This window comes from Massilia sp. MP_M2, from assembly GCF_039123635.1.
Classification (GTDB): domain Bacteria; phylum Pseudomonadota; class Gammaproteobacteria; order Burkholderiales; family Burkholderiaceae_D; genus Telluria.
The window spans coordinates 983,597-1,002,194 of sequence record NZ_JBCHJF010000001.1; the positions used below are offsets into that span (position 1 = coordinate 983,597).

Annotated in this window: 14 protein-coding genes; 7 read left to right on the forward strand and 7 right to left on the reverse strand. The window is 64.3% G+C overall.

Translation table 11 applies throughout. From position 1 onward, the window contains the following. The first annotated feature begins 41 nt into the window (after window positions 1-41). Window positions 42-464, forward strand: coding sequence for an OsmC family protein (locus RCH14_RS04440; protein WP_343024930.1), 423 nt, complete (start codon window positions 42-44; stop codon window positions 462-464). 9 nt (window positions 465-473) lie between these two features. On the opposite strand, the gene coq7 is transcribed toward RCH14_RS04440, so the two are convergent. Continuing rightward, window positions 474-1,118 carry a 2-polyprenyl-3-methyl-6-methoxy-1,4-benzoquinone monooxygenase gene (gene coq7, locus RCH14_RS04445; RefSeq protein ID WP_343024931.1) on the reverse strand — a complete coding sequence of 215 codons (645 nt, stop codon included), beginning with the start codon at window positions 1,116-1,118 and terminating at the stop codon, window positions 474-476. A gap of 15 nt (window positions 1,119-1,133) precedes the next feature. Next, complete coding sequence (locus RCH14_RS04450; protein WP_343024932.1) at window positions 1,134-1,565, reverse strand: hypothetical protein; 432 nt, start codon at window positions 1,563-1,565, stop codon at window positions 1,134-1,136. Between the two features lie 230 nt (window positions 1,566-1,795). Here RCH14_RS04450 and RCH14_RS04455 point away from each other — a divergent pair, with 230 nt between their 5' ends. Genes RCH14_RS04455 through RCH14_RS04465 form a run of 3 tightly spaced genes read left to right on the forward strand, consistent with a single transcriptional unit; the run spans window position 1,796 to window position 6,547 of the window. Beyond that, entirely contained in the window at window positions 1,796-2,689 is an 894-nt protein-coding gene (locus RCH14_RS04455) for an ABC transporter ATP-binding protein (protein WP_343024933.1), read from the forward strand. Between the two features lie 2 nt (window positions 2,690-2,691). After that, window positions 2,692-6,297, forward strand: a complete 3,606-nt coding sequence (locus tag RCH14_RS04460; RefSeq protein WP_343024934.1) for a M1 family aminopeptidase — start codon at window positions 2,692-2,694, stop codon at window positions 6,295-6,297. A 43-nt stretch (window positions 6,298-6,340) separates the two neighbouring features. Beyond that, window positions 6,341-6,547, forward strand: a complete 207-nt coding sequence (locus RCH14_RS04465; protein WP_332532557.1) for an addiction module protein — start codon at window positions 6,341-6,343, stop codon at window positions 6,545-6,547. A gap of 71 nt (window positions 6,548-6,618) precedes the next feature. Here RCH14_RS04465 and RCH14_RS04470 read toward each other — a convergent pair whose 3' ends face one another. From RCH14_RS04470 to RCH14_RS04485, 4 genes are all read right to left on the reverse strand, one after another. Then, window positions 6,619-9,306 carry a DNA topoisomerase III gene (locus tag RCH14_RS04470; protein WP_343024935.1) on the reverse strand — a complete coding sequence of 896 codons (2,688 nt, stop codon included), beginning with the start codon at window positions 9,304-9,306 and terminating at the stop codon, window positions 6,619-6,621. Between the two features lie 243 nt (window positions 9,307-9,549). After that, entirely contained in the window at window positions 9,550-10,008 is a 459-nt protein-coding gene (locus RCH14_RS04475; protein WP_343024936.1) for a DUF494 domain-containing protein, read from the reverse strand. A gap of 213 nt (window positions 10,009-10,221) precedes the next feature. Next, window positions 10,222-11,361: a DNA-processing protein DprA gene (gene dprA, locus RCH14_RS04480; protein WP_343024937.1), complete on the reverse strand. Its 1,140-nt coding sequence runs from the start codon at window positions 11,359-11,361 to the stop codon at window positions 10,222-10,224. Between the two features lie 7 nt (window positions 11,362-11,368). Beyond that, window positions 11,369-12,490: a LysM peptidoglycan-binding domain-containing protein gene (locus tag RCH14_RS04485; RefSeq protein WP_343024938.1), complete on the reverse strand. Its 1,122-nt coding sequence runs from the start codon at window positions 12,488-12,490 to the stop codon at window positions 11,369-11,371. Window positions 12,491-12,773: 283 nt separating this feature from the next. On the opposite strand from RCH14_RS04485, the gene def reads away from it, so the two are divergent. Further along, entirely contained in the window at window positions 12,774-13,313 is a 540-nt protein-coding gene (def, locus tag RCH14_RS04490; protein WP_343024939.1) for a peptide deformylase, read from the forward strand. Then, a complete protein-coding gene (fmt, locus tag RCH14_RS04495) occupies window positions 13,313-14,260 on the forward strand; it encodes a methionyl-tRNA formyltransferase (protein ID WP_343024940.1) in 948 nt (315 codons plus the stop codon). Before def ends, fmt begins: the two co-directional genes overlap by 1 nt. A 97-nt stretch (window positions 14,261-14,357) precedes the next feature. Here the strand turns inward: fmt and RCH14_RS04500 are convergent, their stop codons facing one another. Next, on the reverse strand, window positions 14,358-14,552 hold the full coding sequence (locus RCH14_RS04500; RefSeq protein WP_407070054.1) for a BrnA antitoxin family protein: 195 nt from the start codon (window positions 14,550-14,552) through the stop codon (window positions 14,358-14,360). A gap of 271 nt (window positions 14,553-14,823) precedes the next feature. Here RCH14_RS04500 and metH point away from each other — a divergent pair, with 271 nt between their 5' ends. Beyond that, window positions 14,824-18,594, forward strand: a complete 3,771-nt coding sequence (gene metH, locus RCH14_RS04505) for a methionine synthase (protein WP_343024942.1) — start codon at window positions 14,824-14,826, stop codon at window positions 18,592-18,594. Window positions 18,595-18,598 lie beyond the last annotated feature (4 nt).

An 18,598-nucleotide genomic window follows, 5' to 3' on the forward strand; every position in this document is an offset into this window, starting at 1 on the left:
TCGAAGCCCCTTTTCAAGAACACAGCAGAGCGGAGCAGAACATGGATGTAAAAGTCAGCTGGAACGGCCCGTCGGGCATGAGCTTCCGGGCCCAGACGGGCAGCGGCCACATGGTGGCGATGGATGGTGCGCCGGAAGGCGGCGGCCACAATCTGGCGCCGCGCCCGATGGAGATGGTGTTGATCGGCACCGGCGGCTGCGCCGCGTATGACGTGGTGCTGATCCTCAAGCGTGGCCGCGAAGACGTGCGCGGGTGCGATGTGACGCTGCAGGCCGAGCGCGCCGAGACCGATCCGAAGGTATTTACGAAGATTAACTTCCACTTCGTGGTCACGGGTCGCAACCTGAAGCCGGCGGCGGTCGAACGCGCGGTGCAGCTATCGCATGACAAATACTGCTCGGCGTCGGCCATGCTGGCCAAGACGGCCGAAATCACGCACTCGATCGAGATCGTCGAAAGCTAAAACGCAGCCTCAGATGCGGTAGGCGGCGGTGGTCATCACCTTGGCCATCGCCCGCATCGCCGCCTTGACCGGCATCGGCAACGGGGCCGCGCCCATGCTTTGGGCCGCGTCGGCGTGCGCGATTTCGTCGATGCGCATCTGGTCGACGATGGCGCGCGATTTGGCGTCCTGCTGCGGCAGCAGTTCGAGGTGGCTGTTCAGGTGCGCCTCGACCTGGCGCTCGGTCTCCACCACGAAGCCCAGGCTGACCGGGTCGCCGACCTTCGCCGCCACGACGCCCATCACGTAGGCGCCGGCATACCACAGCGGATTGAGCACGCTCGGTTGCGAACCCAGTTCGGTCAAGCGCTGCGCGCACCAGGCCAGATGGTCTTCTTCTTCTTGCCCGGCTTCTTCGAACTGCGCGCGCAATTGCGGCGTGTGGGCAAAACTGGCCTGCGCATCGTACAGAGCCTGGGCGCACACTTCGCCGACATGGTTCACGCGCATCAGACCCGCGCTGTGGCGGCGCTCGGTGTCGGACAGCTCGCTGTCGGGGGCATGCGTGGCCGGGTTCGGGCGCGACATGGCGGTCACGCCGCCCACGACGCGCAAGGCCTTGTCGAGGCCGACGATCAGGTGGTCCAGGGGGCTGATGAAACGATTCGCGGTCATGGCTGGCTTGGTGGTCTAGTCGCTGAGGCCTTCATTATATGCCTTTGTCCGTGCGATCCACTCGACCAGCGGGCCGTCCGGCCCGATGCCGGAGATGTTCTTGGCCACGCCCAGGTTCAGTTCGAGCAGGTACGGTACCGACACCAGCGGAACGCCGGGACAGTGCCGGGCAAACGCATCCAGAAAACGGGCCGACTCCACGGTGGGCATGACCTTCTCGCCGCTCATGAACTGCAGCACGCTGGTGATCGTGTGGCCCTTGCCCAGCGTGTGATAGATGAAGCGGTTGAATTCGCGGTCGACCGTCTTGAAGTCGATTTCGTCCTTGGTCATCAGGCCGGCCAGGTACACCAGGCCCAGGCCGACGCGCAACCAGTCGGTCGATTCGGCCCGGCTGCGCCCTTCGCGCATCAGGACCAGCAGTTTGTCTTGGGTGGCGGCATCCATGTTGCCATTATCCATAAATTGAGCGGGCGCGGGCTGCACACCCGTTGCGCGGCACAACAAATTTATAGAAAGAAACCCGGCATGCACCCTGTCACCGGATAATGCAGCCTGGGGCCCGCTTTCGCCCGTGCATCGCACCGTGCCTGTCCTGGCCGTGACGATTGAATACAATGCCAGTGTGAAAAAAGAGTAGCTGCGATGTAAATACATCACTGCAGCCAGGAGTTGTCATGCAATTAAAGATCCGCAATTTGTCCAAGACCTACGCCAACGGCGTGGTCGCGCTCGACCGTGTCACGCTGAACATCCCGGCCGGGATGTTCGGGCTGCTCGGTCCGAACGGCGCGGGCAAATCGACACTGATGCGGATCCTGGCCACGCTGCAGGAATGCGACGCCGGTTCGGTGTTCCTCGACGATATCGATGTGCTGGACGAAAAAGACGCCGTGCGCCGCATGCTCGGCTACCTGCCGCAGGATTTCGGCGTGTACCCGAAGGTCACGGCCTACGACCTGCTCGATCATTTCGCGCAGCTCAAGGGCCTGTCGCACCGGGCGCGCCGGCGCGAGGTCGTCGACGGCCTGCTGCAGCAGACCAATCTGTGGGATGTGCGCGCGCAGCGCCTGGGCACCTTCTCGGGCGGCATGCGCCAGCGCTTCGGCATCGCCCAGGCCCTGCTGGGCGACCCGCGCCTGATCATCGTCGACGAACCCACGGCCGGCCTGGATCCGCAGGAGCGCGTGCGCTTTCATAACCTGCTGTCGGACATCGGCGAAGAGCGCACCGTGCTGCTCTCGACCCACATCGTGTCCGACGTGGCCGACCTGTGCGCCAATATGGCGATCATCAACAGGGGCCAGGTGCTGCTGTGCGGCGAGCCGCAAGAACTCATCTACGGCATCGAGGACTTCATCTGGGCGCGTTTCGTCACCAAGGCCGAACTGCCGGCCTTCCAGGCGCGCCACAGCGTGATCTCGAGCCGCCTGCTCAGTGGCCGCACGCTGATCCACGTGTATGCCGAGAACGACCCGGGCGACGGCTTCGAGCCGGCCCGCGCCAGCCTGGACGACGTGTACTTCGCCACCATCGCCGGCCGTCATAATCCCGCCGCCGGGGATTGCTGACCGTGCGCGCGCTGCTCGTCATTGCCCGTTTCGAGGCCAGGCAGCGCCTGCGGCTGCTGTCCACCTGGGTGTATTTCGTCGGCTTCCTGGCGCTCGGGATGCTGTGGATGGCGGCATCGGGTGGTGCGTTTCGCGAGCTGTCGATCACGTTCGGCACCCGCATTGCGATCGACGGGCCGCGCCAGATCGCGCTGGCCGTGGCAATGCTCGGCAGCCTCGGTGTCATCGTCGCCGCGGCCGTCATGGGCCGCGCGGTGCAGCAGGATTTCGAGCACGAGATGCACCACTTCTTCTTCAGCGCGCCCCTGCGCAAGGGTGACTACGTGTTCGGCCGCTTCCTGGGCGCGTATGCCACGCTGGCCGTGATCTTCGCCGGCATCGTGCTGGGCCTGTGGTTCGGCACCTTCCTGCCGGGGATCGCACCCGACCGGCTCGGCGGCGCGCCGCTGGCGGCCTGGCTCACGCCCTATCTGTTCACGCTCCTGCCCAACCTGTTCATCTTTGGCGCCATCTTCTTCGTGCTCGCTGCCCTCACCCGGCGCATGCTGCCGGTGTACGTGGCCAGCGTGATCATGACGCTCGGGTACACGGTTGCCCCATCGCTGGCGCGCGACCTCGATTTCAAGACGCTGGCCGCACTGATCGACCCGTTCGGCACCACGGCCCTGATCCGCCTGACCGAATACTGGCCGCTGGCCGAGCGCAACGTGCGCCTGATCGCATTGACCGATGTGTACCTGATCAACCGCCTGCTCTGGGCCGGTTTCTCGCTGCTGGTGCTGCTGCTTGGCTACTGGCGCTTCCAGACGGTCGGCGAGACCGAAGGCCAGACACGCGCGCGCCGCAAGCTGGCGCCCGAACTGCCGTCCGGACTGCCGCCTGGCCTGGCGCCGGCCTTGTCGCGCGCGGCGCGCGACACCAGCACGCCGCCCGACTTCGCGGCCCGCAGCCTGGCCGCGCTGCTCGTCAAATCGAGCTGGGGCGAGCTGCGCGAATCGACCCGCAACGCGTATTTCCTGGCGCTGGCCACGGCCGGCGTGCTTGCGCTGATCGCCAGCGCGCTCGATCTGGGCGCGATGTATGGCACGCCGACGTATCCCGTCACCTACATGATGCTGGAACTGATCCGGGATGTGACAGGCCTGTTCGTGATCATCACGACCATCTTCTATGCCGGTGAACTGGTCTGGCGCGAGCGCGAGATGCGCACCAGCCAGATCCTCGATGCGCTGCCGGTGCCAAGCTGGCTGCCGCTGGCCAGCAAGACGCTGGCACTGGTCGGGCTGCAAGCCTGCCTGCTGCTCGTGGCCATGGTCACGGCCATGCTGATCCAGCTGTTCAAGGGCTACTTCCAGCTCGAACCGGGCCTCTACGTTCGGGCGCTGTTCTCGATCATGCTGCCCCACTTGGCGCTGCTCGCGGTGCTGGCGATTGCGGTGCAAGTCATCGTCAACCACAAATACCTGGCCAACTTCGTCATGATCGGCTGGGTGCTGGCGGCGCTCGCCTTCAACGGTGCGGGCCTGGATCATCCGCTGGTGCTGTACGCGGTCTGGCCCGACCTGACCTATTCGGCGATGAACGGCTTTGGCCACTACCTGCTGCGCGAGCGCTTCTATCTGCTGTACTGGGGCGGCGCGGCCCTGATGCTGCTGGGCGCGGCGCGCGCGCTGTGGCCGCGCGGCGTCGATAGCGGCTGGCGCGAGCGCCTGCAGCTGGCGCGGCGCAGCTTGAGCCTCCCGGTGCTGGCCACCATCGGCGCCGGCGCCGTCGTGTTCGCGGGCAGCGGCGCCTTTCTGGCCTGGGAAATGGCGCAGGGCGGCTACCTGAGCGCGCGCCAGGCCGAACAACTGCGCGCCGACTACGAGCAACGCTATCACCGCGCTGCTTTCCTGCCGCAGCCGCGCATCACGGCCGTCAAGCTCGACACGGCCATCCATCCCGCCGCGCGCGCCCTGCAGGTCAAGGGTCGTTATCTGCTCGAGAACCGCAATAGCCGGCCGTTGTCGGACGTGGTGCTGTACCAGCAGCGCGGCGCGCGCCTGAACGTGACGTTCACGCAGCCGGCAACGCTGGCGGCAAGCGACCCCGAGCGCGGCTTCTATCGCTACCGCCTGGCCGCGCCAATGGCGCCGGGCGCGCGCATGGGGCTGGACTTCACCGTCGACTACGCGCCGCGCGGCCTGCTTGGCCTGGGCAGCGAGACGCCGGTGGTGGGCAACGGCACGTTCTTTACAGATGACGTCATGCCGCGCATCGGCTACCAGCCGGCGGTGGAACTGCGCGACGACCGCGATCGCCGCCGCCATGGCCTGGCCCCGCGCGCGCGCATGGCCGCCCGCGACGACCCGGCGGCGCGCGCCAACCACCTGCTGGGCGTGGATGCCGACTGGATCGACTTCGAGACCACCGTCAGCACGAGCGCAGACCAGATCGCGATAGCGCCAGGCACCCTGGTGCGCGAATGGAGCCAGGACGGACGGCGCTACTTCCGCTACAAGATGGACCGCCCGATGCTCAACAGCTATGCCTTCCATTCGGCACGCTACGAAGTGCGCCACGAACGCTGGCAGGACGTGACGATCGACGTGTATTACCACCCGGGCCACGAAGCCAACGTGGAGCGCATGGTGCGCGGTGCCCAGGCGGGCCTCGACTACGGCGCGCGCAACTTCGGGCGCTATCCGCTGCGCGAACTGCGCATCGTCGAATTCCCCCGTTACAGCAGGAGGGCCCACGCCTACCCGGGCGTGATCCCGTTCTCGGAAAGCGCCGGCTTCATTGCGCGCATCGACCCCGGCTCGCCGAAAGACCTCGACTACCCGTTCTACATGAGCGCGCATGAGACAGCGCACCAGTGGTGGGGGCACCAGCTCGTCGGCGCCAACACGCGCGGCAGCACGGTGCTCAGCGAAGGCTTGTCCGAGTACATGGCGCTGATGGTCATGCAGCGCGCCTACGGCCCGGACAAGATGCGGCGCTTCCTGCGCTATAACCTCGACCACTACCTGAGGGGCCGCGCGGGCGAGCAGCGCAAGGAAGCGCCGCTGGCGCTCAACGAACAGCAGCCTTACATCCACTATCAGAAAGGCGCACTGGCGTTGTACCTGATGCAGGACATGCTGGGCGAGGATGCCGTCAACGGCGTGCTGCGCGGCCTGATCGACCGGCACGGCTACCAGGGCCCGCCCTACCCGACCGCGTCAAGCCTCATCGACGGCCTGCGCGCCGTCACGCCGCCGGCCAAGGCCTACCTGGTCGACGACCTGTTCGAATCGATCGTGCTGTACGAGAACCGGGCCGACAGCGCCACGGCGCGCCGGCGCGCCGATGGCAAGTACGAGGTGACGATCCGCGCCAGCGCCGGCAAGATGCGCGCCACCGACCAGGGCGAAGAGCAGCCGATGCCGCTACACGACTTCATCGAATTCGGCGTGGACGACAGCGATGGCAATCCCCTGGTGCGCGAACGGCGTCTCGTCAATCGGGCTGACCAGCAAATTACGCTGGTGGTCGATGGCATTCCGGGGCGTGCCGGCATCGATCCCGATAACAAGCTGATCGATCGAAAACCGCGAGACAATATGCTTGCAGTCGACAAGCCGTAGTTCTCGCGCTATGATCAAATCAAAATTTGGGGGAGGAAGCGTCATGTCAAACCTGGTCACGGAAATTACCGAAAAAATCCAGATGCTGAACGCAACAGAGAAACAGCAAGTGCTACACATGCTGCTGCAGGACATCGACGGGCCCGATCAGGACGCCGATGAAGCGTGGCGCAACGAAGTCGTGCGGCGGGTGCAGGCCATTCACAATGGCGAAGCAGCCATCCGCGCGTTAAAGGAATGGCAGGACTGACAGCATTTGTCCCGTCCGACAAAGAAAAAACCGCGGCATGCCGCGGTTTTTTTACGCTGGTCGGCGCTGTCTTAGTTTGCCGCTGCTTTCTTGGCAGGCGCCTTCTTGGCCGCCGGCTTCTTGGCCGCTGCTTTCTTGGCCGCAGGTGCTTTCTTGGCCGCAGGTGCTTTCTTGGCCGCTGGCTTGGCGGCCGCCTTGCGCGCCGCCTTCACCGGGGCGGCTGCGCCGTCCACCGCTGCCTCGGCATCCACGGCGCCATCAGCGGCGCCCGCCTTGACCTTGGCACCCGGCTTGGCCTTGCGTTCTTCGAACTCGAAGCTGATCTTGTTATCCTTGCCACGTACCAGGAACGCCTTGAACGCGCGCCGCGTGCGCTGCGACACAAAGCCCGGCATCAGGTCGGTCTTGCCTTCATTGAGGAGCTTGCTCATCTGTTCAGGCAGGATCTCTTGCTGCAGGATGATGCGGCCGCTACGGAAGTCGCACGTCTTGGGCTTGGCCACGCTGTGTTCGCACACATAGGCCAATGGCATTTCGAACACGCCACCGGCGCACTTCGGGCACGGACCGACTGGCGTCTGGCCCGTAAAGTCGACGCCTTCGCCATCGGCGCCTTCATCGTCCTGGCCAAAATCGAACTCGAGCTTGAAGTTCTTGATCTCTTCGTCGCGCACGATGCGCAAGATGGCGGCAAACGGGCGGCCCATTTTTGAGCGGAAACCTTGCAGCGGGCCAATCGTGCGTTTTTCAAGCAGATCTTCGACTTCGCTGATCTCGAACTGGCGGCTGCCCGGCGTCTTGCTCATCGAGAATTCGCACTTGGTGCAGGCGAAACGGCGGTAGTTTTCCTTGACCACGCTCGCGCAGTTCGGGCACGGCGTCGTGAGCGTCGCGTAGTCGCCCGGGATCGTGTCGTTGCTGTACTCTTTGGCGCGCTTGACGATGATCTGGGTCATCTGGGCGATTTCGCGCATGAATTCTTCACGCGAGATCTTGCCCTTTTCCATTTGCGAGAGCTTGAACTCCCATTCACCGGTCAGCTCGGGGGCGGTCAGTTCATTCACGCCCAGGCCGCGCAGCAAGGTCATCAGCTGCGATGCTTTCGCGGTCGGCATCAGCTCGCGGCCTTCGCGCAGCAGGTATTTCTCGGTCAGCAAGCCCTCGATGATCGCAGCGCGCGTTGCCGGCGTGCCCAGGCCCTTGCCGGCCATCGCGTCGCGCAACTCGTCCGAGTCGATCAGCTTGCCCGCGCCTTCCATGGCCGACAGCAGCGTTGCTTCGTTGTAGCGCGCAGGCGGCTTGGTGACCAGCGCATTGGCCGTGATCTTCTCGGTCAGGACTTTTTCGCCCTTGGCCACCGGTACCAGATTGGCGCCATCCTTGTCGTCGCCCAGGTCCTTGCCATACACGGCCAGCCAGCCGGGATTGGTCATGACCTTGCCTTCGGTCTTGAACTGGTGACCCGAGACTTCGGTAAAGCGCGTCGTGACCAAAAATTCGGCGGCCGGGAAGAACACGGCCAGGAAGCGGCGCGTGACAAGGTCGTAGAGTTTCTGTTCCGGCTCGGACAGGTTCTTCGGCACGATACCGGTCGGGATGATCGCGAAGTGATCCGAAATCTTGGTGTTGTCGAAAATACGCTTGTTCGGCTTGACCCAGCCGCCCTTGGTCACTTGCTTGGCGAACCCATTGTAGTTATTGGTCTCGGCCAGCGCGACGAGCGTTTCCTTGACCGTAGCGATATAGTCTTCGGGCAAATGGCGCGAATCGGTACGCGGATAGGTCAGCACCTTGTGCTTTTCGTACAGCGCCTGGGCCAGGCCCAGCGTGTTCTTGGCCGAAAAACCAAAGCGGCCGTTGGCTTCGCGCTGCAGGCTCGTCAGGTCGAACAGCGCTGGCGCCATCGACGTGGTCGGCTTGGATTCTTCGGTAACGGCGCCCTGCTTGCCGCGGCAGGCGGCGGCGATCGAGTCGGCTGCGGTCTTGCTCCACAGACGCTCGGCGCGCTTTTCGGGGTCGTTCTCGTCCTTCTTGAACTTCTGGTCGAGCCAGCGGCCTTCGTAGATACCAGCGGCGCACACGAACTCGGCGCGCACCTCCCAGTAGTCGCGTGAGACGAATTTCTTGATCTTTTCTTCACGCTCGACCACGATCGACAGCGTCGGCGTCTGCACGCGGCCAACGGTGGTCAGGTAGAAGCCACCCTCTTTCGAGTTGAACGCCGTCATGGCGCGGGTGCCGTTGATGCCGATCAACCAATCGGCTTCGGAGCGGCAGCGCGCGGCATCGGCCAGCGGCAGCATTTCCTCGTCGCTGCGCAGGTTGGCGAAACCGTCGCGGATTGCGCCGGCCGTCATCGACTGCAGCCACAGGCGCTTGACCGGTTGCTTGGCCTTCGCGTTCTGCGCGATCAGGCGGAAAATCAGTTCACCCTCGCGCCCGGCATCGCATGCGTTGATCAGCGTCGTGACATCCTTGCGCTTGATCAAACGATTCAACACTTTCAGGCGCGATTCGGTCTTGGCGATCGGATTGAGCGCGAAGTACGGCGGAATCATTGGCAGGTGGGTGAAACTCCACTTGCCGCGCTTGACGTCGTGCTCTTCGGGCACGGCGATTTCGAGCAGGTGGCCAACGGCCGACGAGAGCACGAATTCGTCCGATTCGAAGTACTCATCGTGCTTGGTGAAGCCGCCCAGCGTCTTGGCGATGTCGTTCGCGACCGACGGCTTCTCGGCGATGATGAGGGATTTTGTCATAGTGTTTCTCGTCGTACTGTCTATATAGTGTGGGGCTTGCGCATCATACATGCTCGGGCCAGCCCCGGTGAAATTCTGGCCATCATGCCAGCTTGGTAACGTCCTGAATGAAGCGGCCAATGATAAGCGGGTTCTCGCGCTTCCGGCAAGGGGCCGCCCCACGCTGGTGCATTCAGGCCGGTATGCCGGAAATACAAAACGGGGCGCGCAGCCCCGTTTGATTGTTACTATTATTACACTGAATCAGTGCAATAAACGCGGCTCCTGCTCGTCGTCATCGCTGAACAGGTCGTCGAACATCAGCGCGTCCGGTTCCTTGCCCTGACTCCACAGCACCATCAAGACGATGATCTTGAGTTTGCTCAATGCAATGGGCGATTCGTCGCAGGCCAGCGCACGTTCGATGACGATTTCGCGCTGGATCGGGCCGAGCACCCTGGCGCTTTCGAGGAAGGCGATGAAACCGATCGCTGCGCTGCCGAGCTCGATGTATTCTTCATCGACGTAATAACGCGTGCCCGTGGACGCGTCAATTGTTTCGGGCAGCGGCGCGTCGGTCAACCCGCCCAGCCAGTCGAGCGCCTCCGTGATTTCGATGTCATCGAAACCAACGGCGGAGAGCTTGCGCGCCAGGGCTGCCGGCTCGGGGCAGGCGTCGGGACGGTAGTACGTCTCGTAGAGATAGACCAGGATGTCGAACATAATGACGCTACTGTAGCAGCTAAACTTCGTGAGGCACAAGTGGAGCACGCCAGCCGCGCCGCGTCGTGGAAAAACCGTTGTATCCAAGCCTTGTTCAATAAGCCAGCTTATTAATAACGATTAAAAACAAGCACATACAATTCGCATAAAGCGGATTGGAAAGCACGGCCGGCTTGTCATTATCGGTCATAAACACCGTCTGCCACCGCGCTGTCAGCGCCAGATGCGCTGCACCCGGCCGCCCGGCAACCGGGTCACGAGGCCGGCCAGTTCCAGGTCGAGCAGGCGCGCGCCGAGCGCCCCCGGATCGATCGCCAGACGGGCCAGCAGCGCGTCGAGCGCGACCGGCTCGTGGCCCAGCGCGCCGAGCAGGATGGCGTCATCGTGCGCGGCAGGGGCAGACGCAGCAGCAGCAGCAGCTTGCGGCAACCCTGCCAGCGGCGACATGCGCATTGCCGTTAATACATCGTCCACCGTCTCGACCAGTTGCGCGCCTTCGCGGATCAGGCGGTGGCAGCCCTTGGTCAGCGCCGAATGAATGGAGCCCGGGAGCGCGAACACCTCGCGGCCCTGCTCGGCTGCCATCTGCGCCGTGATCAGTGAGCCGGACTGCGCTGCCGCCTCGATCACCAGCACCCCGGCCGCCAGGCCGCTGATGATGCGGTTGCGGCGCGGGAAGTTGGCGGCCAGCGGTGGCGTGCCCAGCGCGTATTCGCTGACGATGCAGCCTTGCGCGGCGATCCGGTGCGCGAGCGCCCGGTTGCGTGCCGGATAGACCCGGTCCAGGCCGGTGCCGACCACCGCGATCGTCGAGCCGCCCCCGCGCAGCGCACCTTCGTGCGCTGCGGTGTCGATCCCCAGCGCCAGCCCCGACACCACGCACAGTCCGGCGCCGGACAGCGCGGCGGCGAACGACTCGGCATCCACCCTGCCCTGCACGCTCGCATTGCGGCTGCCCACGACCGCGACGAGCGGCTGGATCAGTAACTCGATGCGACCGCTCACATACAACAGCAGCGGGGGATCGGGAATCTCCGCCAGCGCCGGCGGATATTGTGGATCCTGGAAAGTGACGAGATGGTGGCCAGGCGCGGCCAGCCAGGCCAGCGTGGCCTCGATGAGGGCCGCCAGCGCGGGCGTGACGGGGGCGCAGATGGCACGCGCCTGGGCGGGGGTGACGTGGGCGCCCAGCGCTGCCGGGCCAGCGCGCAGGATGGCGCCGGGCGTGCCGAACACGGACAGCAGCGCATGCACGCTGCGGCGCCCTACCCCGTCGGCCTGTTCGAGGCGCAGCCAGTCGGCGAGCGGGGTGGCGTGCTGCTGCGGCGTTGGGCGGGGATCCGTGGCCTGCACGGCGGGGTTACTCCGGTGATTTGACGACGTCGCCCACTTGCACCGGCGCTGTCACCGTCATGATCAAGCCGTACGAGACGTTCTTGAACACACGGAAGATGAACAGGCTGCCATTTTGCTCGTCAGGCATTTTCAACTGGGCACGCCCCATGCCGAGGAAACCCCGGCTCGCCGGGTCGGCCACAGTCTTCCCGACATGATAGAGCTGCAGCACGGCGCCGACATCGAGTCCGTCAACCGCGCCCCGGTTGACAGTGACGACCTGACTCTGGCCGGCATAGGTCACGCCGGCGTAGATCGACATCACGCGCGCATCGATCGGTTGCAGCGGCGCATGCGGCACGTAATTGCGCACCGGCGTGGGTGGCTGCGGCACCAGCAGGTCGCCCACGCCCATCTCGCGCACGGTGTCGACGACCTGGAAGGTGTGCGCATCGACGCCGGGGCCGGCCGGGGTGACGAGCTTGACGCTGCCCAGGAAGGCCGCTTCATGCGCCATCACCTTGCCGGTCTGCGGATCGCGCAGCACGGTGCCGGGCCGGAACACCTGGTACACCGTGTCGCTCGTGAGCGCGCCGTGGACATACACGCGGTCGCCCATGCCGAGATAGAAGCGGCCTTCCTGCGAGGCGACGATGCGCGGCGCGCCGGCCAGTTCATCGGCTTCGACTACCAGCGGCTGGGTCAGGTACGGCTCGATCGCGCCGGCGGGGATCGACGGCACCGCGCCCTGACCCGTGCCTTCGCTGCGCACCTGGGGCGACAGGCGCGTCAATGGCGGCTGGCCGCGGCCATCGCCGCCCTCGCCGGGCCGTTCGAACGAGAGACGGCCGCGTGCGCGATCAAACCAGATCACCTGGCCCGGATAGATCCAGTGCGGGTTGCGAATTTCATCCCGGTTCATCCCCCAGACCTGCGGCCAGCACCATGGGTTACGCAAGAACTTGCCCGAAATGTCCCAGAGGGTGTCGCGCTTGACCACGACGTGCTTGTCGGGGGCGTCGGGACGGAACGCGCAGGCAGCCGACGGGCCGGCGGCATTCGTCTGGGCCACGGCGGTGCCGCTCGCGGCGCAGGCCAGCAAGGCCACCGCTGCAGCATGGGCCATGACTGTGCTAAAATTTTTCATTGAAGACGTCCGTTAAGTCCGGCGTTGAGACAGCGTAAATCCGAATACAATTGCAGGCCGCGCGCGCAGTACGCCCGGCCGCGGCGCCAGAAGCATCACGACGTACCGCTCCCCGCCCACGGAAGGGTTGCTGTATAGAATCAAATTCTGCACACAATTGCCTGAACTAGCAAGACAAACCGGCGTTTCTGCTGCGGGGCGTGTGGCGCATTTGCTGTCCAAAATTGCCCGCGCCCCAGCACCCCGTCAACTGCTACCCACCCTCTCGAAATCCGAACTGATCATGGCCCTACTCGACATCCTTCGCTATCCCGACCCACGCCTGCACACGATTGCCACGCCCGTGACCGAATTCGGCACCGAGCGCCTGCGCACCCTGGTGGCCGACATGGCCGACACCATGTATGAAGCGCCAGGCGTTGGCCTGGCTGCGAGCCAGGTGAATGTGCACGAGCAAGTCGTCACGATCGACGTGACCGAGTCGCAGGACGACCTGATGGTCCTCATCAATCCTGAAATCACCTGGTCGAGCGAAGAGCGCGCGGTGTACGACGAAGGCTGCCTGTCGGTGCCGGGCGTGTACGACGGCGTCGAGCGGCCGTCGCGCGTCAAGGTGCGCGCCTTCGATCTCGACGGCAAGGAGTTCACGGTCGATGCCGATGGCTTGCTGGCCGTCTGCATCCAGCACGAGATGGATCACCTGATGGGCAAGGTATTCGTCGAATACCTGTCGCCGCTGAAACGCAACCGCATCAAGGCCAAACTGCAGAAAGAAGAGCGCGGCCTGGCGCGCGAAGCGGCCCAGCGCGGCGCGCGTCGTTGATGAAGGTCGTCTTTGCCGGCACGCCGGAGTTCGCCGCCATCGCCCTGCGTGCGATCCACGAAGCCGGTTTCACCGTCCCCCTGGTGCTGACCCAGCCCGACCGCCCGGCCGGGCGCGGGATGCAGTTGCAGGCCTCCAGCGTCAAGCAATACGCGCTGGCGCACGGCATGCCGGTGGCGCAGCCGCTGTCATTGCGTACCGACAGCAAGGATCCCGAACGCGCTGAGCAGGCACGCGCGGCCCACGCGCAATTGCTGGCGCTGGACTACGACGTGATGGTGGTGGCGGCCTATGGCCTGATCCTGCCGCGCAGCACGCTCGACATCCGCCCCTGCATCAATATTCACGGCTCGCTGCTGCCGCGCTGGCGCGGCGCTGCGCCGATTCATCGCGCGATCGAAGCAGGTGATCTTGACGCCGGCGTGACCATCATGGAAATGGAAGAAGGCCTCGACACCGGCCCGATGCTGCTGATGGAAGGCTTGCCGGTCGACGCCACGGACACCACCGGCACGCTGCACGACAAGGTGGCGGCGCTGGGCGCGCGCATGATCGTCGAGGCGCTGCACAAGATGGCGGCGGGCCAGCTGGTGGCCAGGCCGCAGCCAGATGTCGGCGTGACCTATGCGGCCAAGATCACGAAAGAAGAAGCGAAGCTCGATTTCGCGCTGCCGGCGAGCGTCCTGGCGCGCAAGATCCGCGCGTTCAATCCATTCCCCGGTGCGAACGGTGTGGTCGATGGCGTGGCAGTGAAAATCTGGCATGCCGGCGCAGTCGAGGGCGGCGGCGCGCCGGGCCAGGTGCTACAGGCGGACGCGGGCGGGATCGTGGTGGCGTGCGGGTCTGGCGCGCTGCGCCTGACCGAGCTGCAGAAACCGGGTGGCAAACGCCTGGCGGCCGCCGAATTCCTGAAAGGGTTTGCGCTGGCGGGGCTGAGGTTCAGCTAAGCAAGCGCGCGCTCTGAATATGCCAAGGCAGCCTGCGGGCTGCCGTTTTTGTCTTTACACCATCAAAAAAGGCACCTCGCGGGCGCCTTGTAATGACTTAATCCACCTGCGATTCACGCTCGGCATCCATATGTTCACGCAGAACCTGGTTGATGCGGGTCTGATAGCCAGGACCTGCGGCCTTGAACCATTCAAGCATATCCACATCCAGACGGATCGTAACGATCTGTTTCACACCATTGCTGGCGACTTGCGGCTTCGACGATGCCGCTGGCTCCGGGTTGCGGTCCATCGGCTGATCCCAGTCCGGTCGATACTCTTTGTTCATGCGTTATCCCATCTGTTCACGCCACTCGCCGTGGCTTGACTTGATTGTCGTCCCAACATGTAACGTAAAGATTGCTGCAAAGCCGCGAATTGTAACTCCATGTAACACATACGGCGTTACATACAAAAGGATACATACACGGACCTGGCTTTCAGCGATATCAACGGCTTGGCGTATAATCGCAGACCGCCCAACAGGCAATTTCTTTAAGCCTCCCTCCTCGAAAGACGTCACCATGAACGCCCGCGCCAACGCCATCTCGCCGATCGAAACCCAGCTGCGCGACATTCTTGCGCGCCGTATCATGATCCTGGATGGCGCGATGGGCACGATCATCCAGCAGTACAAGCTCGATGAAGCGGCGTACCGGGGCGAGCGGTTTGCCACCTTTGCCGCGCCCGAACGCGTTGGCGCGCGCGAGCTGTTCGTCAAGGGCAACAACGAGCTGCTCACGCTGACGCAGCCCCAGATCATCCAGGAAATCCACGAGCGCTATCTGGCCGCCGGCGCCGACCTGCTCGAGACGAACACGTTCGGTGCCACCGGCGTGGCGCAGGACGACTATCACATGGCGCATCTGGCCTACGAGATGAACGTGCAGGCTGCCAAACTGGCGCGCGCCGCCTGCGACAAGTATTCGACGCCCGAGAAACCGCGCTTCGTCGCCGGCGCTCTGGGCCCGACGCCCAAGACGGCCTCGATCTCGCCCGACGTGAACGACCCGGCGGCGCGCAACGTGACCTTCGACCAGCTGGTCGCGTCGTACCACGAGCAGGTGCGCGGCCTGGTCGACGGCGGCGCCGACCTGCTGCTGGTCGAGACGATCTTCGACACGCTCAATTGCAAGGCAGCGCTGTTCGCGATCGACCTGTACTTCGACGAACACCCGGACGTGCCGCGCCTGCCCCTGATGATCTCGGGCACCGTGACCGATGCATCCGGCCGCATCTTGTCGGGCCAGACCGTGCCGGCGTTCTGGAACTCGGTGCGCCACGCCAAGCCGCTGACCATTGGCCTTAATTGCGCGCTGGGCGCTGCGCTGATGCGCCCGTACGCGCAAGAGCTGTCGAACATCGCCGACACGTTCGTCTGCATCTACCCGAATGCCGGCCTGCCCAATCCGATGAGCGATACGGGCTTTGACGAACTGCCCGCAGACACCTCCGCGCTGCTGCGCGAATTTGCCGACGCGGGCTTCATCAATATCGCCGGCGGCTGCTGCGGCACGACGCCGGAGCACATCAACGCGATCGCGACCATCCTCGAGCAGCACGCGCCACGTACGATCCCCGAGATCCCGGTGGCGATGCGCCTGTCGGGCCTGGAGCCATTCACGATCGACGAGTCGTCGCTGTTCGTCAACGTCGGCGAGCGCACCAACGTGACGGGATCAAAAGCGTTCGCCCGCATGATCCTCAACGAGCAGTTCGACGAGGCGCTGTCGGTCGCACGGCAGCAGGTCGAGAACGGCGCCCAGGTCATCGACATCAATATGGACGAAGCGATGCTCGACTCGCAGGCGGCCATGACGCGCTTTCTGAACCTGATCGCATCGGAGCCCGATATCTCGCGCGTGCCGGTGATGATCGACTCGTCGAAGTGGTCGGTGATCGAGGCGGGCCTGAAGTGCGTGCAGGGCAAGGCGATCGTCAACTCGATCTCGATGAAGGAAGGCGAAGCAGAATTCATTCGCCAGGCAGTCCTGTGCCGCCGCTACGGCGCGGCCGTGATCGTGATGGCGTTCGATGAGCAGGGCCAGGCCGACACGTTCGCGCGCAAGACCGAGATCTGCGCGCGCGCTTATAAGGTGCTGACCGAACAGGTGGGCTTCCCGCCCGAAGACATCATCTTCGATCCGAACATTTTCGCGATCGCCACCGGCATCGAAGAACACGACAACTACGCGAACGACTTCATCGAAGCGTGCCAGTGGATCCGCGACAATCTGCCGTACGCGAAGATCTCGGGCGGCGTGTCGAACGTGTCGTTCAGCTTCCGCGGCAACGATCCGGCGCGGGAAGCGATCCACACCGTGTTCCTGTACCACGCGATCAAGGCGGGCCTGACGATGGGCATCGTCAACGCCGGCATGGTCGGCGTCTACGACAACCTGGCGCCCGAACTGCGCGAACGCGTCGAGGACGTCGTGCTCAATCGCCGCAAGGACGCCACCGAACGCATGATCGAGATCGCCGGCACCCTGAAAGCCGGCGGCAACAAGCAGGAACAGAACCTCGAATGGCGTGAAGCGACAGTCGAAAAGCGCCTGGCGCACGCGCTGGTGCACGGCATCACGCAGTGGATCGTCGAGGACACCGAAGAAATGCGCCAGCAGGTGCTGGCCTCGAACGGCCGCCCGATCCACGTGATCGAAGGCCCGCTGATGGACGGCATGAACATCGTCGGCGACCTGTTCGGCCAGGGCAAGATGTTCCTGCCGCAGGTGGTCAAATCGGCGCGCGTGATGAAGCAGGCCGTGGCCCACCTGGTGCCGTTCATCGAAGAAGAAAAGGCGCTCGAAGAAGCGCGCACCGGCATCGTCTCCAAGCCGAAGGGCAAGATGGTGATCGCCACCGTCAAGGGCGACGTGCACGACATCGGCAAGAACATCGTCTCGGTCGTCATGCAGTGCAATAACTTCGAGATCGTCAATATGGGCGTGATGGTGCCGTGCGCCGACATCCTCGCGCGTGCGAAAGAAGAAAACGCCGACATGGTGGGCCTGTCGGGCCTGATCACGCCATCGCTCGAGGAAATGGCGCATGTGGCGCGCGAGATGCAGCGCGATCCGTATTTCCGCGACCGCAAGATGCCGCTGTTGATCGGCGGCGCGACCACCAGCCGCGCGCACACGGCCGTCAAGATCGCGCCGTTCTACGATGGCCCGGTGGTGTACGTGCCGGATGCGTCGCGTTCGGTGTCGGTCGGCCAGTCGCTGGTCACGGACGACACGCGCGATGCCTACATCATCGAACTGGCGCAGGACTACGAGCGTATCCGCATCCAGCACGCCAGCAAGAAGGCCCTGCCGATGCTCACGCTAGAGCAGGCCCGCGCCAACAAGGCGCGCCTCGCATTCGCACCGGTGAAACCGAAGTTCATTGGCCGCCGCATCTTCAAGAACGTCGATCTCGGCATGATCGCGCGCTACATCGACTGGGGCCCGTTCTTCCAGACCTGGGACCTCGCTGGCCCCTTCCCCGCCATCCTGACCGACGACGTGGTGGGCGACGCCGCGAGCAAGGTGTTTGCCGAAGGCCAGGCGATGCTCAAGCGGATCATCGAAGGCCGCTGGCTGTCGGCCAACGGCGTCATCGCCCTGCTGCCGGCGAACACGGTGCATGACGACGACATCGAAATCTACACGGACGAATCGCGCTCGCAAGTGGCGCTGACCTGGTACGGCCTGCGCCAGCAGGGCGTGAAACCAATGGTGAATGGCGAGCAGCGCCCGAACCAGTGCATCGCCGACTTCATCGCGCCGAAAGACAGCGGCATCGCCGACTATATCGGCATGTTCGCCGTGACGGCCGGCCTGGGCATCGAAAAGCACGAACAGCGCTTCGAAGCGGCGCACGATGACTACTCGTCGATCATGCTCAAGTCGCTGGCCGACCGCCTGGCCGAAGCCTTCGCCGAATACCTGCACGAACGCGTACGCACCGACCTGTGGGGTTACGCCGTCGGCGAAGACCTGAGCAACGAAGCGCTGATCGCCGAAAAATACCTGGGAATCCGCCCCGCCCCAGGCTACCCGGCCTGCCCGGAACACACGGTCAAAGCCGACATGTTCGCCACGCTGCAAGCCGAAGAAATCGGCATGCAACTGACCGAGTCCTACGCCATGTACCCCGGCGCCGCCGTCTCCGGCTTCTACCTGGCCCACCCCGACTCAAAGTACTTCGTCGTGGGCAAAATCGCCAACGACCAGGTCGACGACATGGCCACCCGCCGCCACATGGACAAACAAGAAGTCGAACGCCACCTGGCCCCCAACCTCTCCTAACCCC

What these genes read in the sequence shown, in the direction of transcription:
- coq7 (WP_343024931.1), bottom strand. Translation starts at nt 1,118, where the DNA reads ATGACCGCGAATCGTTTCATCAGCCCCCTGGACCACCTGATCGTCGGC.
- RCH14_RS04500 (WP_407070054.1), bottom strand. Translation starts at nt 14,552, where the DNA reads ATGGACCGCAACCCGGAGCCAGCGGCATCGTCGAAGCCGCAAGTCGCC.
- RCH14_RS04455 (WP_343024933.1), top strand. Translation starts at nt 1,796, where the DNA reads ATGCAATTAAAGATCCGCAATTTGTCCAAGACCTACGCCAACGGCGTG.
- def (WP_343024939.1), top strand. Translation starts at nt 12,774, where the DNA reads ATGGCCCTACTCGACATCCTTCGCTATCCCGACCCACGCCTGCACACG.
- fmt (WP_343024940.1), top strand. Translation starts at nt 13,313, where the DNA reads ATGAAGGTCGTCTTTGCCGGCACGCCGGAGTTCGCCGCCATCGCCCTG.
- metH (WP_343024942.1), top strand. Translation starts at nt 14,824, where the DNA reads ATGAACGCCCGCGCCAACGCCATCTCGCCGATCGAAACCCAGCTGCGC.
- RCH14_RS04485 (WP_343024938.1), bottom strand. Translation starts at nt 12,490, where the DNA reads ATGAAAAATTTTAGCACAGTCATGGCCCATGCTGCAGCGGTGGCCTTG.
- RCH14_RS04465 (WP_332532557.1), top strand. Translation starts at nt 6,341, where the DNA reads ATGTCAAACCTGGTCACGGAAATTACCGAAAAAATCCAGATGCTGAAC.
- RCH14_RS04450 (WP_343024932.1), bottom strand. Translation starts at nt 1,565, where the DNA reads ATGGATGCCGCCACCCAAGACAAACTGCTGGTCCTGATGCGCGAAGGG.
- RCH14_RS04440 (WP_343024930.1), top strand. Translation starts at nt 42, where the DNA reads ATGGATGTAAAAGTCAGCTGGAACGGCCCGTCGGGCATGAGCTTCCGG.
- RCH14_RS04475 (WP_343024936.1), bottom strand. Translation starts at nt 10,008, where the DNA reads ATGTTCGACATCCTGGTCTATCTCTACGAGACGTACTACCGTCCCGAC.
- RCH14_RS04470 (WP_343024935.1), bottom strand. Translation starts at nt 9,306, where the DNA reads ATGACAAAATCCCTCATCATCGCCGAGAAGCCGTCGGTCGCGAACGAC.